10 protein-coding genes are annotated in these 14,444 nt (G+C 33.4%); 8 read left to right on the top strand and 2 right to left on the bottom strand.

Going from position 1 to position 14,444, the window contains the following annotated elements; genetic code table 11:
- The first annotated feature begins 4 nt into the window (after positions 1-4).
- The 3 genes from ACFS5O_RS05735 to ACFS5O_RS05745 are packed head-to-tail and all read left to right on the top strand — an operon-like array spanning position 5 to position 5,078.
- Positions 5-1,276, top strand: coding sequence for a methyltransferase domain-containing protein (locus ACFS5O_RS05735; protein ID WP_205725041.1), 1,272 nt, complete (start codon positions 5-7; stop codon positions 1,274-1,276).
- A gap of 1 nt (position 1,277) precedes the next feature.
- Entirely contained in the window at positions 1,278-4,037 is a 2,760-nt protein-coding gene (locus ACFS5O_RS05740; protein ID WP_205725042.1) for a glycosyltransferase, read from the top strand.
- Positions 4,038-4,097: 60 nt separating this feature from the next.
- On the top strand, positions 4,098-5,078 hold the full coding sequence (locus ACFS5O_RS05745; RefSeq protein WP_205725043.1) for a triple tyrosine motif-containing protein: 981 nt from the start codon (positions 4,098-4,100) through the stop codon (positions 5,076-5,078).
- Between the two features lie 48 nt (positions 5,079-5,126).
- Here ACFS5O_RS05745 and ACFS5O_RS05750 read toward each other — a convergent pair whose 3' ends face one another.
- Together ACFS5O_RS05750 and ACFS5O_RS05755 are read right to left on the bottom strand one after the other, a co-directional pair.
- Positions 5,127-6,974 carry an alginate lyase family protein gene (locus tag ACFS5O_RS05750; protein ID WP_205725044.1) on the bottom strand — a complete coding sequence of 616 codons (1,848 nt, stop codon included), beginning with the start codon at positions 6,972-6,974 and terminating at the stop codon, positions 5,127-5,129.
- Positions 6,975-7,113: 139 nt separating this feature from the next.
- Positions 7,114-7,941 (bottom strand): glycosyl transferase family 2, encoded by an 828-nt coding sequence (locus tag ACFS5O_RS05755; RefSeq protein WP_318300111.1) that lies wholly within the window; start codon positions 7,939-7,941, stop codon positions 7,114-7,116.
- 274 nt (positions 7,942-8,215) lie between these two features.
- Between ACFS5O_RS05755 and ACFS5O_RS05760 the strand changes: the two genes are divergently transcribed.
- The 5 genes from ACFS5O_RS05760 (at position 8,216) to ACFS5O_RS05780 (ending at position 14,442) form a co-directional block, all read left to right on the top strand.
- Positions 8,216-9,493 (top strand): nucleotide sugar dehydrogenase, encoded by a 1,278-nt coding sequence (locus ACFS5O_RS05760; RefSeq protein ID WP_205725046.1) that lies wholly within the window; start codon positions 8,216-8,218, stop codon positions 9,491-9,493.
- Positions 9,490-10,299 carry an ABC transporter permease gene (locus ACFS5O_RS05765; RefSeq protein ID WP_205725047.1) on the top strand — a complete coding sequence of 270 codons (810 nt, stop codon included), beginning with the start codon at positions 9,490-9,492 and terminating at the stop codon, positions 10,297-10,299. Before ACFS5O_RS05760 ends, ACFS5O_RS05765 begins: the two co-directional genes overlap by 4 nt.
- A gap of 11 nt (positions 10,300-10,310) precedes the next feature.
- Positions 10,311-11,981 carry a teichoic acids export ABC transporter ATP-binding subunit TagH gene (tagH, locus tag ACFS5O_RS05770; protein ID WP_205725048.1) on the top strand — a complete coding sequence of 557 codons (1,671 nt, stop codon included), beginning with the start codon at positions 10,311-10,313 and terminating at the stop codon, positions 11,979-11,981.
- A 23-nt stretch (positions 11,982-12,004) separates the two neighbouring features.
- Positions 12,005-13,153, top strand: coding sequence for a non-hydrolyzing UDP-N-acetylglucosamine 2-epimerase (wecB, locus tag ACFS5O_RS05775; protein ID WP_205725049.1), 1,149 nt, complete (start codon positions 12,005-12,007; stop codon positions 13,151-13,153).
- A gap of 254 nt (positions 13,154-13,407) precedes the next feature.
- Positions 13,408-14,442: an ABC transporter substrate-binding protein gene (locus ACFS5O_RS05780; RefSeq protein WP_205725050.1), complete on the top strand. Its 1,035-nt coding sequence runs from the start codon at positions 13,408-13,410 to the stop codon at positions 14,440-14,442.
- Positions 14,443-14,444: the final 2 nt, after the last annotated feature.

Consider the following 14,444-nt stretch of genomic DNA (forward strand, 5'->3'; position numbering starts at 1 on the left):
TTTTATGAAGAAGCCATTAGATAAAGTGACAGATGCATATTTTAATGAACTAGGAGATTCCTTTGGTGAAAGAATCAGGAATCGCATCCACTGGATATGTGAACATGCAAAAGGAGAGACGATTCTAGATATTGGATGCTCGCAAGGTATTACATCTATCATATTAGGTCGTGAAGGAAAGCGTGTTCTTGGAATGGATTTGCTTCAAGAATCTATTGATTACGCAAATAATATGTTAAAAGATGAAGAAGAGATTACTAAAAAATATGTTCAGTTTATATCTGCAAATTTTATGGACTATGACTTTGAAGAGAAATTTGATTGCATTATCATGGGAGAAGTTCTTGAGCATATTACAGATCCTCAACGTTTTGTTAAAAAGGCTTCACAGCTATTAAGTGAAAACGGAAAGATTATCATTACGGTACCATTCGGAATAAATGACTACTTTGATCACAAAAAAACATATTATCTTTTAGATCTTTTTAGGTTATTAGATAAGGGCATTGAAATTGAAGAAATTAATTTCCTTGGTAAATGGGTAGGGTTAGTACTTAGTAATTCATTAGAACAAGGAATTTCGATTGATGAAGGATTGCTTCATAAACTTGAAGATGCTTTCTATTCAATGGAAAGACAATATGTTAAAGATATAGCTTCAAAGAACAATTCTATAAAAAAGTTAAAAGAAAAACATAGCGAAGATACAAAAAATTTCAAAGCGAAAATAAATCAAAAAGACAGATTGATTGCCGATTATGAGAACCAGGTCTCGGAACTAAATGGAAAAATTTCTTCATTAAACGACCAAATAATCGAGTCTGGGCTAGAACGCAAAAACAACGAAAAACTTTCTAACTCCCTTATTGAACAAAAAGAACAATTGATATCTGAATTGACTGAAAAGGTTTCAATGTTAACTGAAAAAGATATACAAATTTCGAAGCTGAAAGTAGAAGTTAGTTCCCTGAAAAAGTTAGAGAATTCAACTCCTACATTACAACAAGATACAGAAAAAGAAGTGAATACTCTAAGAAAACTCCTAGAAGTAGCTAAACTTGATGTAATAAAAGTAAGAAAAGAAAAGGTTAGCATTCAAGAGAAATTACTCAATTCCTATAATAAAGAACAAACGTTACTTAACACTTATAAAAAACTGTTAAAAAACAATAAACAATTAGAAAGCAGATATAAAGCATTACGTTCATCCAAACTTGGAAAAATCACAGTATACTATTGGCAATGGCGACGTAAAAAGAAACTTGGAGGAAAGTAATTTGGACTTTAATTCGATAGAGCAAAGATTGCAGACACTTAAAAAGATCACAGACAGCTTGAATGATGATATAGCTTTAGAGAATAAACAGATAGAAAAAGATAAAGAAGCATTAAGAAAGATTAAAAAAGGGATATCTGTAACCAAATTAGACCTTACACCTTTAAAAAAAGAAACAGTTGTTAAGAAAAAGACACCTGCAAAACATAGTGATACCAATGAAGTTTTAGATGGTGAAGAACGCCTGGAGTATTTAAAATACCGAGATCAACATGCTGACAAGCAGTTCTTTAAGAAAGTAAAAGGCATGCTTGACCAAATACCAGAGAGCAACGGGAGTAAATACTATCCTAAATCAAACGTAAATATCGGCATCATTGCAGATGAATTTTTGTTTAATTCTTTTGATGGAACAGCTAACTTTACTTATATTACAAGAGAGAACTATAAGCAACATGGGGATAAGCTAGATGTCTTTCTAATTGTTTCTGCTTGGAAAGGCCTGAACATGGAATGGAAGGGTCTCGGTAATCCGAAAATTCGGAAGCACAGAGAAGATCTATTCAAAATAGTTGATTTTTATCGTTCAAAAGGAATTAAAATAGTCTTCTATTCAAAGGAAGATCCAGTTAACTATGATGTGTTTAAAGAACTTCCCACTAAATGTGACTACATTTTCACTACCGCAGCAGAAAAAGTAGACGACTATAAAAAACATTGTAAAAATGATAAGGTTGAAGTTTTAAGTTTTGGCGTTAATCCTTTGTATCATAACCCTGTAGGGATGAAGAAGTTTCCTAAGAGAAAAGAGGTACTCTTTGCAGGTTCATGGTATAACAAATATCCTCATAGACACGTTGATACAAGGATTTTATTTGATGGAGTCATTGAATCTGGCCTTGATTTAAAGATTATTGACCGTAACTTTGATTTGAAACTGGCTCAATACTTCTTTCCAAAAGAATATGCAAAATATACTTCACCAGCTGTTGAACATGCATACTTGCAAAAGCTCCACAAACTCTATGACTGGGGAATTAACCTTAACACGGTTAAAGACAGTTCCACTATGTTTGCCAATAGGGTGTATGAGCTTCAAGCACTTGGTAATATACTAATCTCTAATTATAGTAAGGCTGTAAACGATATTTTCCCAAATGTGTTTATGGTTCATGATAAAAACGAAGTAAAAGAAATTATTAACGGCTTTTCTGATGAAGAAGTTTACAAACATCAGATATATGGAGTAAGAAGAGTGATGTCTCGTGAAACAACACATCACCGTTTAGAACAGCTGCTAAAATCAATTGGAACTCCTTTTGAACAAGTTAAAAGAAAAGTTGCGGTTGTTGTGAAAGAGACTAACGATAAGGTTCTGAATATGTTTGATGCTCAAACATATTCAGATAAAGAATTGGTTTTAGAGAGCAGTCTAAATGAAGAAATTAAAAAACAATACGATATGATCGCATTCTTTGATGAGGATAAGGAATATGGAGAGTTTTACTTAGAAGACATGATTAATGGCTTTAAGTACACGAATTCCGATTATATTACAAAAGAAGCTTATTATAATGGTGAAGAGCTGCAAACAGGCATAGAGCATGATTATGTTACAACAATGCAGGATAAGTATAGAACTGTATTCTGGAGTCAATCATTCTCAGTTGATGAACTTAAGAAGATGAAAGGTTCTGTAGACTTGCCAAATGGATACAGTATTGACCACTTTGAATTTAATAACAAGAGAAAAACAGTTAAGAAGGAAACCATTGATTATAAATTATCCGTTATTGTTCCTACTTATAATAATGGTGAGCATCTTTTAAACAAATGTTTTAACAGCTTAAAACGCAGCTCGCTTTTCAATGAAATGGAGATTATCATAGTTGATGACGGATCATCAGATGAAATAACCCTGAAGATTATTAATCATATTGCAACTGAAAATCCAAATGTGAAAACATACTTTTATGAAAAAGGTGGTAGCGGGAGTGCTTCACGACCTCGTAATAAAGGGTTTGAACTTACAACGGCACCTTACGTAACGTATTTAGATCCTGATAATGAAGCCATTAATGACGGTTACTACAGAATGTATGAAGAAATACAGGGTACAGATTATGACTTCATCGTAGGAAATATGGTGAGAGTTGCAGATAATAACATGCACTTCAATTATTTCAAAACTGTAATACAATACAACAATAAGCAAGATGTTTTAGAAGGAAACATGAAGGAGTATTTGGCTAAGACTCAGTTCAAAGCCATGAGTATTCAAGCGTTAATTTTAAAACGAGAATTAATTGCTGACCACTCCTTACAAATGGTAGAGGGAGCCGTTGGACAAGATACGTTGTTCTTCCAGGAGCTGTTGCTTCATTCTAAGAAAGTAAAAGCAATAAATCTTGATATTCATGTTTATTACGCAGCTGTATCAGGTTCTGCCGTAAATAGCATATCAAAGAGGTTCTTTGAAAAGTACTTAATTTTAGAGAAGGCTAGATACAAAGCCTATAAAGAATATGGCATTCTGGAAGATTACTTAGATAAACGTTTTGAATATTATTTTAAGAATTGGTACCTAGATAAATTAAAGAAGGTACAAAGAGAAGAAGCGCAAAAATCTGTTGAAATTCTTACAGAAATTTTCAATATCTATAGAAAAAAAGCCATTTTAACTGAACCTGAAAATATTAAGTTCAGTAAGTTATCCGAAAATATGAATCATGATGAAATTATTAAAGAGTTTGTGGGATAAAGAGATGAGGGTATAAGCTTAAACTTATACCCTCATAAAAAAATGGGAGGACATTGAAACATGTTGATTGATGAGAAAATATTTAAAGGGGAAGTAGATGTAAGGTATCTTTTTAAAAGATCTTCTTCTGAAAATAGGAAATTAGTGATAGTTTTTTCAGCATTTCCTCCAATAAATACGAAGCCGAAATTTAACTATATAAATACTTTAGAGGGTCTTGATACCAACAAGTTATATATATTAGATGACTTTGGATGTAGAGCTAGTTATTATCTTTGTGAGGATAAAGACTACAAAATTGAAAATACTGTAATTAAATTAATCAATAAAATTGTTCAAGAAAACAATATTAACCATATAATCAGTAGTGGATCAAGTAAAGGGGGATATGCTGCACTTTACTATGGTATAAAATATGGATTTAATTCAATAATTGCGGCATCTCCTCAGTTTTTATTAGGGAATTATTTACTTAAAGAAACTAATACTACGAATGTTGCGAAATTCATATCAGGCAATATTCAGTCAGCAGATATGAAATTTTTAAATGAGATATTATTTAACACTATTAATAGTTCAGAGTATCGTCCGTCTATTTATATTCATGTTGGTGAGGGAGAAGATCATTATCAACTACATGTTAAACCATTACTAGAATGTTTAAATAGTAATTCAATCCCATATTATTTGGATTTAGGTAATTATAGTAACCATAGTGATGTAAGTAAGTTTTTTCCTACATATTTCAGAAAAATAGTATGTTCTAATTTAGGACTACCATATATTAATGAAGTATTATATAAGCAAGAAGAATGTCAGTTATATAAAAAGGTTAGATTTAAAATTGGAGCTTCGGATAATGCAATCAGTTATGCATGGTATGTGTATAAGGATAAGGATATAGTCTATAAGCGGAGCTATAGTAAAGAGAATTTTTTTGATTATCAATTCATACAAAAAGGAACTTACAAGTTTAAGGTATTTGCTATTAATTCGGAAAGAATTAAAACAACCTTAGTTTCAAAGAAAATAGAAGTGTAAAGTTAGAATTAGAAAAGCAGAGGATTTCTTTCCTCTGCTTTTTATGATTTATTTAATAATTTTAATATTTCCGCGTTTGCCATCTTTATAAACAATAGTATATAGATCGTATGTAGAATAACTCTTTACGGAGTAATCCTTAATACCTACAGAAGAATGAGTATTGATAACAAATTTGGAATCTTGATTCTTTAATGTATTAGTGAACTTTAGTTGTGAAATTGGAGATTTTTTATTGAAGCTATTAGATTGCCAACCACCAATAGGATTTGATGATCCTTTAATACTCTGAATAGTTTTTGCTTTTGTTAAGTGTTTAAATTCTAATTGCTTATTTTCGGTTGTACTTTTTAATATGAAAGTTTTGTTATCTGTGCTATGAATGAATACATCTTGTCCAATATTAAAGGTTTCAGTATACGTATGTGATTTGTTAGATTTCATTACATCGTGAATCATTATACTATTAATATTCTTCAAATATATGATTGTTCTCTTTATGTATACATCCTCATATAATGTATGGCTTCCTACTATATAACTATAATAACCAGCAGATTTATATTTTTCTATTTTAGATTTATTGATTTGATTTTTTGTTAGTGGGTAGGAATTGTTGTCAACCGTTATTGTATTATGGGCCAGAGAAGACCTAAAATACTGCCGATATGCATCTTTCTCATTGTAATTATACTTACCAGAATCAACAAAAAAATCAGTTTTACCATAGCTTAAAATAAATGATAAATCATCAGCGTGTTTGTGGACATTTGAATGGTATGCAGCGGTAAAAAGAAGATACATTGGATTATTTATATTCCAACCTTTCCGGAAAATAGCGACACCTGCGTCTTTATAGATAGAATCTTGATTTGGTATGTCGCCTTTTAATCCTTTTGAAAGTACATACCTAAGTTTAGAGCTTGTAATCTTATCTTCATTCAATGAACTAATATTATCAGGAGCTGAGTCCCCTAGTATGGGAAGTGTCCCATCCGGTTTTGCTAAATAGGCTACATAATCTTCCATCTTAACAAGGCTATCTTTTAACACTTTTTCATTTTTCCCAAACTGAGAAAGAAATTGATCAATTCCTTTGAATAAATTAAGAACAATTACATGGTAAGATGGGCTATGTTCTTTATGTACCCCACTCTCTGTAACATCATTTCTTACATGATCGGATAAACGATTCATAGCTTTTACGTACCAGTTAGAACTGTTTTTTGAATTTGGCAATAATAGTGCGAGTTCTAGTAACGAACGGTCTTGAAAGATACCATGATTATTTCCTTTTGAATAGTGTCTATCATCAGCTAGATAAGCACCATGTTTTTCGAGTAATGCTATTAATTTATCTTCAAACTCTTTATCATAAATTCCTGATTGTTTATAGTGTTTCCAAAAATACACAATATTCACAACTCTGTTTGCTGTGCTATGATCATCCCAAGCAAAGGTGCTTGCTTGTTTCTCAGGAGATGGGTTACTAAGCATCCAACTGTTAATGTACCACTTAGCTTTTTCTAGATATTTAATAGAAGGATTGAGTTCATACGCATTCATTAAATACCCGACCATATCAAGGCTATGGAAATAAAAGCACCAGGTCGAATCATTATATGGGTTTTCCTTCCAGGTTAAGGAGCCATTGAATTTGTGTGCGGGCCAAATACTGTTTACATAAAGTTCGTTGTTTAAAAGTTGGTTACCAATAATTATTGATTTGTTATTTGGTTGTATACGTTTGAAAATCATAATCTCATTATTATTGTTTTTAATTATTGTATTTGCTGTTGCTGATGAACTTATTACAAGATTTATAGTTAATAAGAGCATAAAAGCCAAAAAAAATATACGTCTTTTAGAGATATTGATTGTTTTAATTGTACACATTAGAAATCCTCCAGAATCCACCATTTTGTAAGTATATATTACCATATATACCACAAACATGTAATTTGTTTTTATACATAATATATGTTTGAATTTAAATAACGAAAGGAGAAAACTGCCACTCCTTTCGTTATCTATTTTACATATTCTTTATCAGCTTGTTGATATAGTATAATGTCTCTTCTAATTCTAGAGGGTTATGTCCTTTTTCATCATCGTAATAGAATTCAAATTGCACATTATGAAAATGCGTAATTTTGTTGAATTCTTTAAGTCCTTCTATGAAAGGTAATACATGATTTGTCATATCATGTTCGCATGCTACATTTTGGATATATGTTATTTTAGGTACATAATTGAATTTTTTAAAGAGAGATATAGCATTAAGTCTGTGGTTGTATTTTCTGTTAATTTCTTCTATTGTAAGTTCTGGATGAGAATGTTGAAAGAGTTTATTCACATGCGATTGATAGTAATTTGTTACAATCGTTTGCGGATTATTTACTAAAGCAGTTGATCCTTGAATGAATCCTGCTAAAACCATTGACATAAACCCTCCGCCTGAGCTTCCATAAAAAATAACTTGATTTGCATTAACAAGTATACGTTTCATTATTATTTGTAAGATTTCTGCTATTTCTTCTAAATAAAACCGATTTGTCGTTCCATGCCCCCATCCTAGACTCAAGGGTCCTAAGTATAAAGTGGGGTCATTATATAAAATCATGGATTCTTCAAATTTATTTATCCAAGTATGCCGCTGAAATACAGGTGGTTTCATTTTTTCTGGGTTATAAGCTCCTGATCCAAACACTAATAATTTTTTTGATGATTCTTTAATCCTAACCAAAAATTCAAATTTAACGCCTTCCTTCAGTACACGTAAGATAAAAGGCTCATAAGAAATTAAAATATCTTCTAAATCTTCAAAATTAACTGTAGTTTGAGGATATGTATTTATTAACAATTCCAGCATCCTTTCAATGTTAAACTCTTTATTAAATCAAGTTTTTAAAATAAGTATACAATAGTAATATTATTGAAAACATTAAAATTTACAATTAACACACAAAAATCTACAAATTATAACATTTTTTTGTAATAGAGTACTAGACTTTCAATCAGTTATCTGTTTTAATATTAAATGTTAGTTACAACATTTAACAAAAATCGAGCTAAATTATACAATATAATATACCGGCTAAATTATTTCAAGAAAGTTAATTGGAGGAAATTACTTAATGAAAATTTGTACAATGGGTCTTGGATATATTGGTTTACCAACTTCAGCCATGTTTGCAAAATATGGTGCAGAAGTAGTAGGTGTTGATTTATTTCCAGAAGTAGTAGATAAATTAAATCGTGGAGAAATTCACATTGAAGAGCCAGGTCTTGGAGAAGTTGTTAAAAGTGTAGTAGAAAGTGGTAATTTTAGAGCATCTTTAATTCCAGAAGAAGCTGATGCGTTCATTATTGCAGTTCCTACACCAAACTTAGATGACGAACATAAATCTTGTGATTTAACTTACGTTTTAACTGCAACTCAGTCGGTTCTACCATTAGTTAAAAAAGGAAATGTAATTATTGTAGAATCTACGATTGCTCCACGCAGTATGGATGACTACGTTAAGCCTTTAGTAGAAGAAGCTGGTTTTAAAGTAGGCGAGGATATTTTCCTTGTTCACTGCCCAGAGCGCGTACTTCCTGGGCAAATCATGCATGAATTAGTTCACAACAACCGTATTGTTGGTGGTGTAACTGAAGCATGCGCGCAAGCGGGTGCAGAAGTTTACAACCTTTTTGTAGAAGGTGAAATTATCAAGACGGATGCTAAGACCGCAGAAATGTCTAAGTTAATGGAAAATACATTCCGTGACGTAAACATTGCACTTGCAAATGAACTTGCTAAAGTGTGTAATTCTCTAGATATTAATGTTTTAGATGTTATAGAGATGGCTAATAAGCATCCACGTGTAAACTTACACTCACCAGGACCAGGAGTTGGTGGTCACTGTTTAGCAGTAGATCCATACTTTATTGTGGCAAAAGCACCTGAACTTGCAAATATCATTAAGTTATCTCGTGACACGAACGTATCTATGCCACAATACGTTGTTGAAAGCGTGAAGATGATGGTTAGTGATGTTCCAAATCCTCGAATTGCTGCCTTTGGAGTAACATATAAAGGTAATGTAGATGATATGCGAGAAAGTCCAGCAATGGATGTTATAAATTTATTAACTGCTGAGTTTAATGTTGCCATTCATGATCCTCATGTAGTTTCAGAATATCATGAGTTTGTAAGTGCAGAGGAAGCTGTAACAGGTGCTGATTTAGTACTAATTTTGACTGATCATGATGAATTCAAAACTTTAGATTATGATAAATTAGCTAGTTATATGCGTTCTCCTAAAGTTTTTGATACACGAAACTGTGTTCTAGGAAAGTTTGAAAAAGCTGAAATGATTAATTTTGGGAACCTTTATAAACAGAAAGAGGAAAAAGTGGCATTAGTATGAAATCAGCTTTAATTATTTTGAAGGAACATCTTCAAAATAAATATTTAATATCAAGGCTATCCTTATATGATTTGAAGAATACTTACTCTGCTACTATGCTAGGTAATATATGGGTTATTTTAAACCCTTTAATTCAAATCTTAGTATATTGGTTGGTTTTTGGTTTAGGAATTAGAGGTGGAGCGCCGGTTAACGGCGTTCCTTACTTTATTTGGTTAATAAGCGGAATTGTTCCTTGGTTTTTTATTAGCAAGGCTATAACTAATGGATCAAATTCAATTTATTCCAAATTAAACACTGTTTCAAAGATGAATTTTCCGTTAAGTATTGTTCCCACATATACAGTTACAGCACAGTTATATAACCATCTTATTCTTCTGTTGCTACTTATTTTAACGATAATTTCTTCAATAGGGCTTGTTTCGTTAAACCTGTTTTTAGTTATATATTTTACTGTAGCTGCAATTTTTTTACTTGTAGCTATAGCTTTAATTACATCTACGCTATCTACTTTAGTTCGTGATGTAAATATATTAATTCAGTCTATTGTACGAATGCTATTTTACTTAACACCAATACTTTGGGTTCCTAATCTTAATGAGTTACCATATTTTTTTAAAGTCATGTTCTATTTAAATCCCTTTTATTATGTAGTTAACGGTTATCGAGAACTTCTCTTATTTGGGGATACTGATACAATCATTAGCTACAATACATTATATTATTGGAATGTAGTACTTGTTCTTTTCTTTATTGGTGCTTTTTTACACGTGAAGTTCAGAAAACAATTTGTTGATAGTCTGTAAAGGTGATACACATGAATACAACAGTCAAATTTGACGGTGTAACTAAAAAATTTAAAAAGTATCATAAGTCATCAGAACGATTTAAGGACTTAGTCACCTGGAAAGAATCAGGTGACTATCATTATGCCCTTAGAGACGTTTCCTTTAGCGTACAAAAAGGTGAAATCGTAGGAGTAATAGGATTAAATGGTGCAGGAAAAAGCACACTTTCTAATTTAATCTCTGGTGTTACCATCCCTACACAAGGAAAAGTTCAAATAAAGGGACAAGCTTCATTAATTGCTATTTCTTCAGGACTTAATGTCCAACTAACCGGATTAGAGAATATTGAACTGAAAGGATTAATGCTTGGTTTAACTAAGGAACAGATCAAGAATATCGTACCTGATGTAATTGAATTTGCAGAGATAGGTGACTTTATTGACCAGCCTGTAAAAACATATTCCAGTGGAATGAAGGCTCGATTAGGTTTTGCAATTTCAATTAACATAGATCCCGATATATTAGTGATTGATGAAGCACTATCTGTTGGGGATTCTACGTTTACCAACAAATGTTTAAACAAGATAAATGAGTTTAAAGATAGCGGGAAAACTATCTTTTTTATCAGTCATTCTGCAAGTCAGATTAAGAAATTTTGTGATAAAGCATTGTGGCTGCATTATGGCACAGTAAAAGAGTACGGAGAAGTAAATGAAGTTGTAGGTAATTATGTTAAGTTTTTAAAGACTTATAATGCGCTCTCGACATCTGAACGTACAAAATATAAAAAAGAAGAACTTAATAAAATTGAAAAAGGCGAAGCCTCTGATAACAAACCAAGACTTCGAAGAAAGCAAAAAGAAAGAAAAAAGAAAGATGTCAAGCAGCTAGTTGGTATCGGATTTCTGTTATCTGCATTAGTATTGAATGCTTTCTTAACCGTTTCTCACCCTAATATCGATCAAGTAAAAGCAAAGGTTATGGAAAACTCTCTTTTCGATGGAAGTAAAAATACTGAAAAAACACAAGAAAAAAAGAAACCAAAACCTACTGAAGACAAGAAAAAACCAGTGGAACCTGAGATTGAGGTCGCTGTTATTAGTAAGGATTTCATCAACATTCGTAATGAAGCTAGCCTTGACAGTAAAATCGTTGGCCAGGGGATTTTTGGTGATGTGTATTCTATTAAACAATCGATTGAAGACCCAGGAGAAGACATGACGTGGTTACAGTTGGATATTACAGGTGAATCCGAATCTTGGGTAAGTTCTTCGGTTGCACAAACGCTTAAGAACAAAGATATTCCTACTCTTGAGGACTTCTCAACTTTTGAAACGTATTTAGAAGAGCGGAATTTACCTGTCAGTTATGAGGAAGTAACTTCACTATTCAACGGGTCTTTTGATCGTTCGAAAATTGTAGATGCTATTCAAAACGAAACAGAACTAGATAATAATGCAACGGTGATTACTACGTCTGATGCTATGTTGATCGTCAAATCGGATCAATTGGCTGAATTGGTGCTGACCAATGTTTACACAAATGCCGAACCATTCTTACAGTTGTTTAGCTCGATTAAAATAACAAAAGATGTAGAAGATCTATACTTTGCAAAAACAGACAATATGATGATCAAGATGAATGTTGATTCAAGGGATAATTCAGTAACATCATTTTCTTTTAGCAAACTGAATAAATAAACAAAAAGGGGTATTCAATTAGAATGGCTACAAAATTAAAAGTAATGACGATCTTTGGGACGAGGCCAGAAGCGATTAAGATGGCACCGCTTGTACTTGAACTAGAAAAACATGAAGAAGTAGAATCTATTGTTACGGTAACCGCTCAGCATCGTCAAATGTTGGATCAAGTTCTTGAGATTTTTGGAATCACACCTGATCATGATTTAAACATTATGAAAGATCGTCAGACGCTTATCGAAGTAACAAGCCGAGCACTAGAAGGTCTAGATCGTGTGATGAAAGAGGTGAAGCCGGACATCGTTTTAGTTCATGGTGATACGACAACGACATTCGTTGCGAGCTTAGCAGCTTTTTATAACCAAATTGCTGTAGGCCACGTTGAGGCTGGACTACGTACATGGAACAAATTCTCACCATATCCAGAAGAAATGAACCGTCAATTAACAGGAGTAATGGCAGATCTTCATTTTGCACCTACTGATATTGCAGCTCGAAATCTTCTAGATGAGAAAAAGTCTGGTGATCACATCTTCGTAACAGGGAATACAGCTATCGATGCTTTGAAAACAACTGTTGAAGAAGATTATCGCCATGAAGTTCTTGAGAAGTTAGGTGAAGATCGTCTTATCTTACTTACAGCTCATCGCCGTGAAAACCTTGGTGAACCGATGCGTAACATGTTCCGTGCTATCAAACGATTAGTGGAAGAGCATGATGACATTCAAGTTGTATACCCTGTACATTTAAATCCAGTTGTAAGAGAAACTGCGGATGAGATTTTAGCGAATGATCCTCGGATCCATTTGATTGAACCACTAGGCGTTGTTGATTTCCATAACTTTGCATCTCGCGCTCATATCATCTTGACTGACAGTGGCGGAGTACAAGAAGAAGCGCCTTCATTAGGAGTACCGGTATTGGTTCTTCGCGATACGACAGAACGTCCAGAAGGTATCCAAGCTGGTACATTGAAGTTAGCTGGAACGGAAGAAGAAGATATTTATTCTTTAGCTAAAGAATTGCTAACAGATGAAGATGAGTATACAAGAATGTCTCAAGCTTCTAATCCGTATGGTGATGGTGAAGCATCACGTCGTATTGTTGAAGCGATCCTTTATCATTTTGAGAAAAATAGCGAGCGTCCAGAAACTTTTTATGTGAATGTTTAATAGGTAGGAGCTAACTTCTAACAATGAAGTTAGCTCTTTTTTGTTATAATCGATAACTGATTGTAAATTTTTTATGACAAACTGGTTGTAAAATTCAGATAATTTTGTATAATGATAGTAATCGAATATGGACGGGAAGAGACCATGAGAAGAAACCCAATTTGTAATCCTTTCTTTTGAAAGGGTTTACATTGGTGTTTCTTCTCTTTTTTCTTTGCCGAAAAATCGATCATAAACTTATAGGGGGTTGAATGATGAAAAGGTCTTTTTCAATTTTTACTTCTGTATTTTTGATGATGAGTATACTCTTACTCACAGCATGTGCGGGTGATCAAGATTCTGGTGGAGGAGATGGAAAAGGGGAAATTACATTCTACTCTCCTGAGACTCCTGATATGACAAAGGAACTCGGACAAAAATTTGAAGAGCTTCATGATGGTTCTGTTAACGTTCAGTATGCAGGTACGAACGTACTCGTTAACCGTATGATGGCGGAAAAAGATAATCCTCAAGGCGATGTTTGGTATGGAGGGGGAGGGATCCTTCCGTTTGAAGCGGCTGTAGATAAAGGGATTATCGGAAAATACATTCCTGACTTTGCAAAAGATTGGGATACGGTGGAAGACGGAATTAAAGTGAAGCATGAAGATGGGAAGTATGTTGGTGTTGAAGTGTTTGTACTCGGTTTTGCTTATAACACGGACCTTGTAAAAGCGGAAGAAGCGCCAAAGACTTGGGATGACCTGCTTGATCCAAAATGGAAAGGGAAGATTCAGTTCTCCAATCCGGCAGCATCAGGGACAGCAACGCTTATGGTATTGAACCAAATGATGGAGCGCGGTGAGGCAGAAGGCTGGGACTACTTTAAGAAGCTAGTAGACCAAGCAAACTCCATGCCAGATTCAGGCTCTGCTCCAACAAAAGCAGTATCTATGGGTGAAGCGCACATTGGTGTAGGATTCGACTTCATGGCATACGAGCAGAAAGCAAAAGGAGAGAGTGTGGACTTTGTAGTACCGGATAAGACGCCGATCCTAGTTAACCCAGTGTCTATCGTTGAAGGCGGTCCGAATCCTGAAGGCGGAAAGAAGTTAATTGATTTCTTATTATCAAAAGAGGGTCAACAAATTCTAGCAAACTGGTACCATATCCCGATCAATCCAGATGTGGAATCCAAAACACCTCTTACACTTGAAAAAGTAAAATCTCATGCCGTAGATCTAGATATCAATTGGGTGAATGAGAACTATGACCGTGTAAGGAACGAGTGGAAAGAGAAATTTCAGTAATA

The sequence above is a fragment of the Fictibacillus nanhaiensis genome, assembly GCF_042686385.1.
In the GTDB taxonomy this organism is placed as follows: domain Bacteria; phylum Bacillota; class Bacilli; order Bacillales; family Fictibacillaceae; genus Fictibacillus; species Fictibacillus nanhaiensis.

Excerpts from the sequence above, each read along its gene's own strand:
- ACFS5O_RS05735 (WP_205725041.1), top strand. The coding sequence starts at position 5 with ATGAAGAAGCCATTAGATAAAGTGACAGATGCATATTTTAATGAACTA.
- ACFS5O_RS05745 (WP_205725043.1), top strand. The coding sequence starts at position 4,098 with ATGTTGATTGATGAGAAAATATTTAAAGGGGAAGTAGATGTAAGGTAT.
- ACFS5O_RS05750 (WP_205725044.1), bottom strand. The coding sequence starts at position 6,974 with ATGTGTACAATTAAAACAATCAATATCTCTAAAAGACGTATATTTTTT.
- ACFS5O_RS05760 (WP_205725046.1), top strand. The coding sequence starts at position 8,216 with ATGAAAATTTGTACAATGGGTCTTGGATATATTGGTTTACCAACTTCA.
- ACFS5O_RS05765 (WP_205725047.1), top strand. The coding sequence starts at position 9,490 with ATGAAATCAGCTTTAATTATTTTGAAGGAACATCTTCAAAATAAATAT.
- tagH (WP_205725048.1), top strand. The coding sequence starts at position 10,311 with ATGAATACAACAGTCAAATTTGACGGTGTAACTAAAAAATTTAAAAAG.
- wecB (WP_205725049.1), top strand. The coding sequence starts at position 12,005 with ATGGCTACAAAATTAAAAGTAATGACGATCTTTGGGACGAGGCCAGAA.
- ACFS5O_RS05780 (WP_205725050.1), top strand. The coding sequence starts at position 13,408 with ATGAAAAGGTCTTTTTCAATTTTTACTTCTGTATTTTTGATGATGAGT.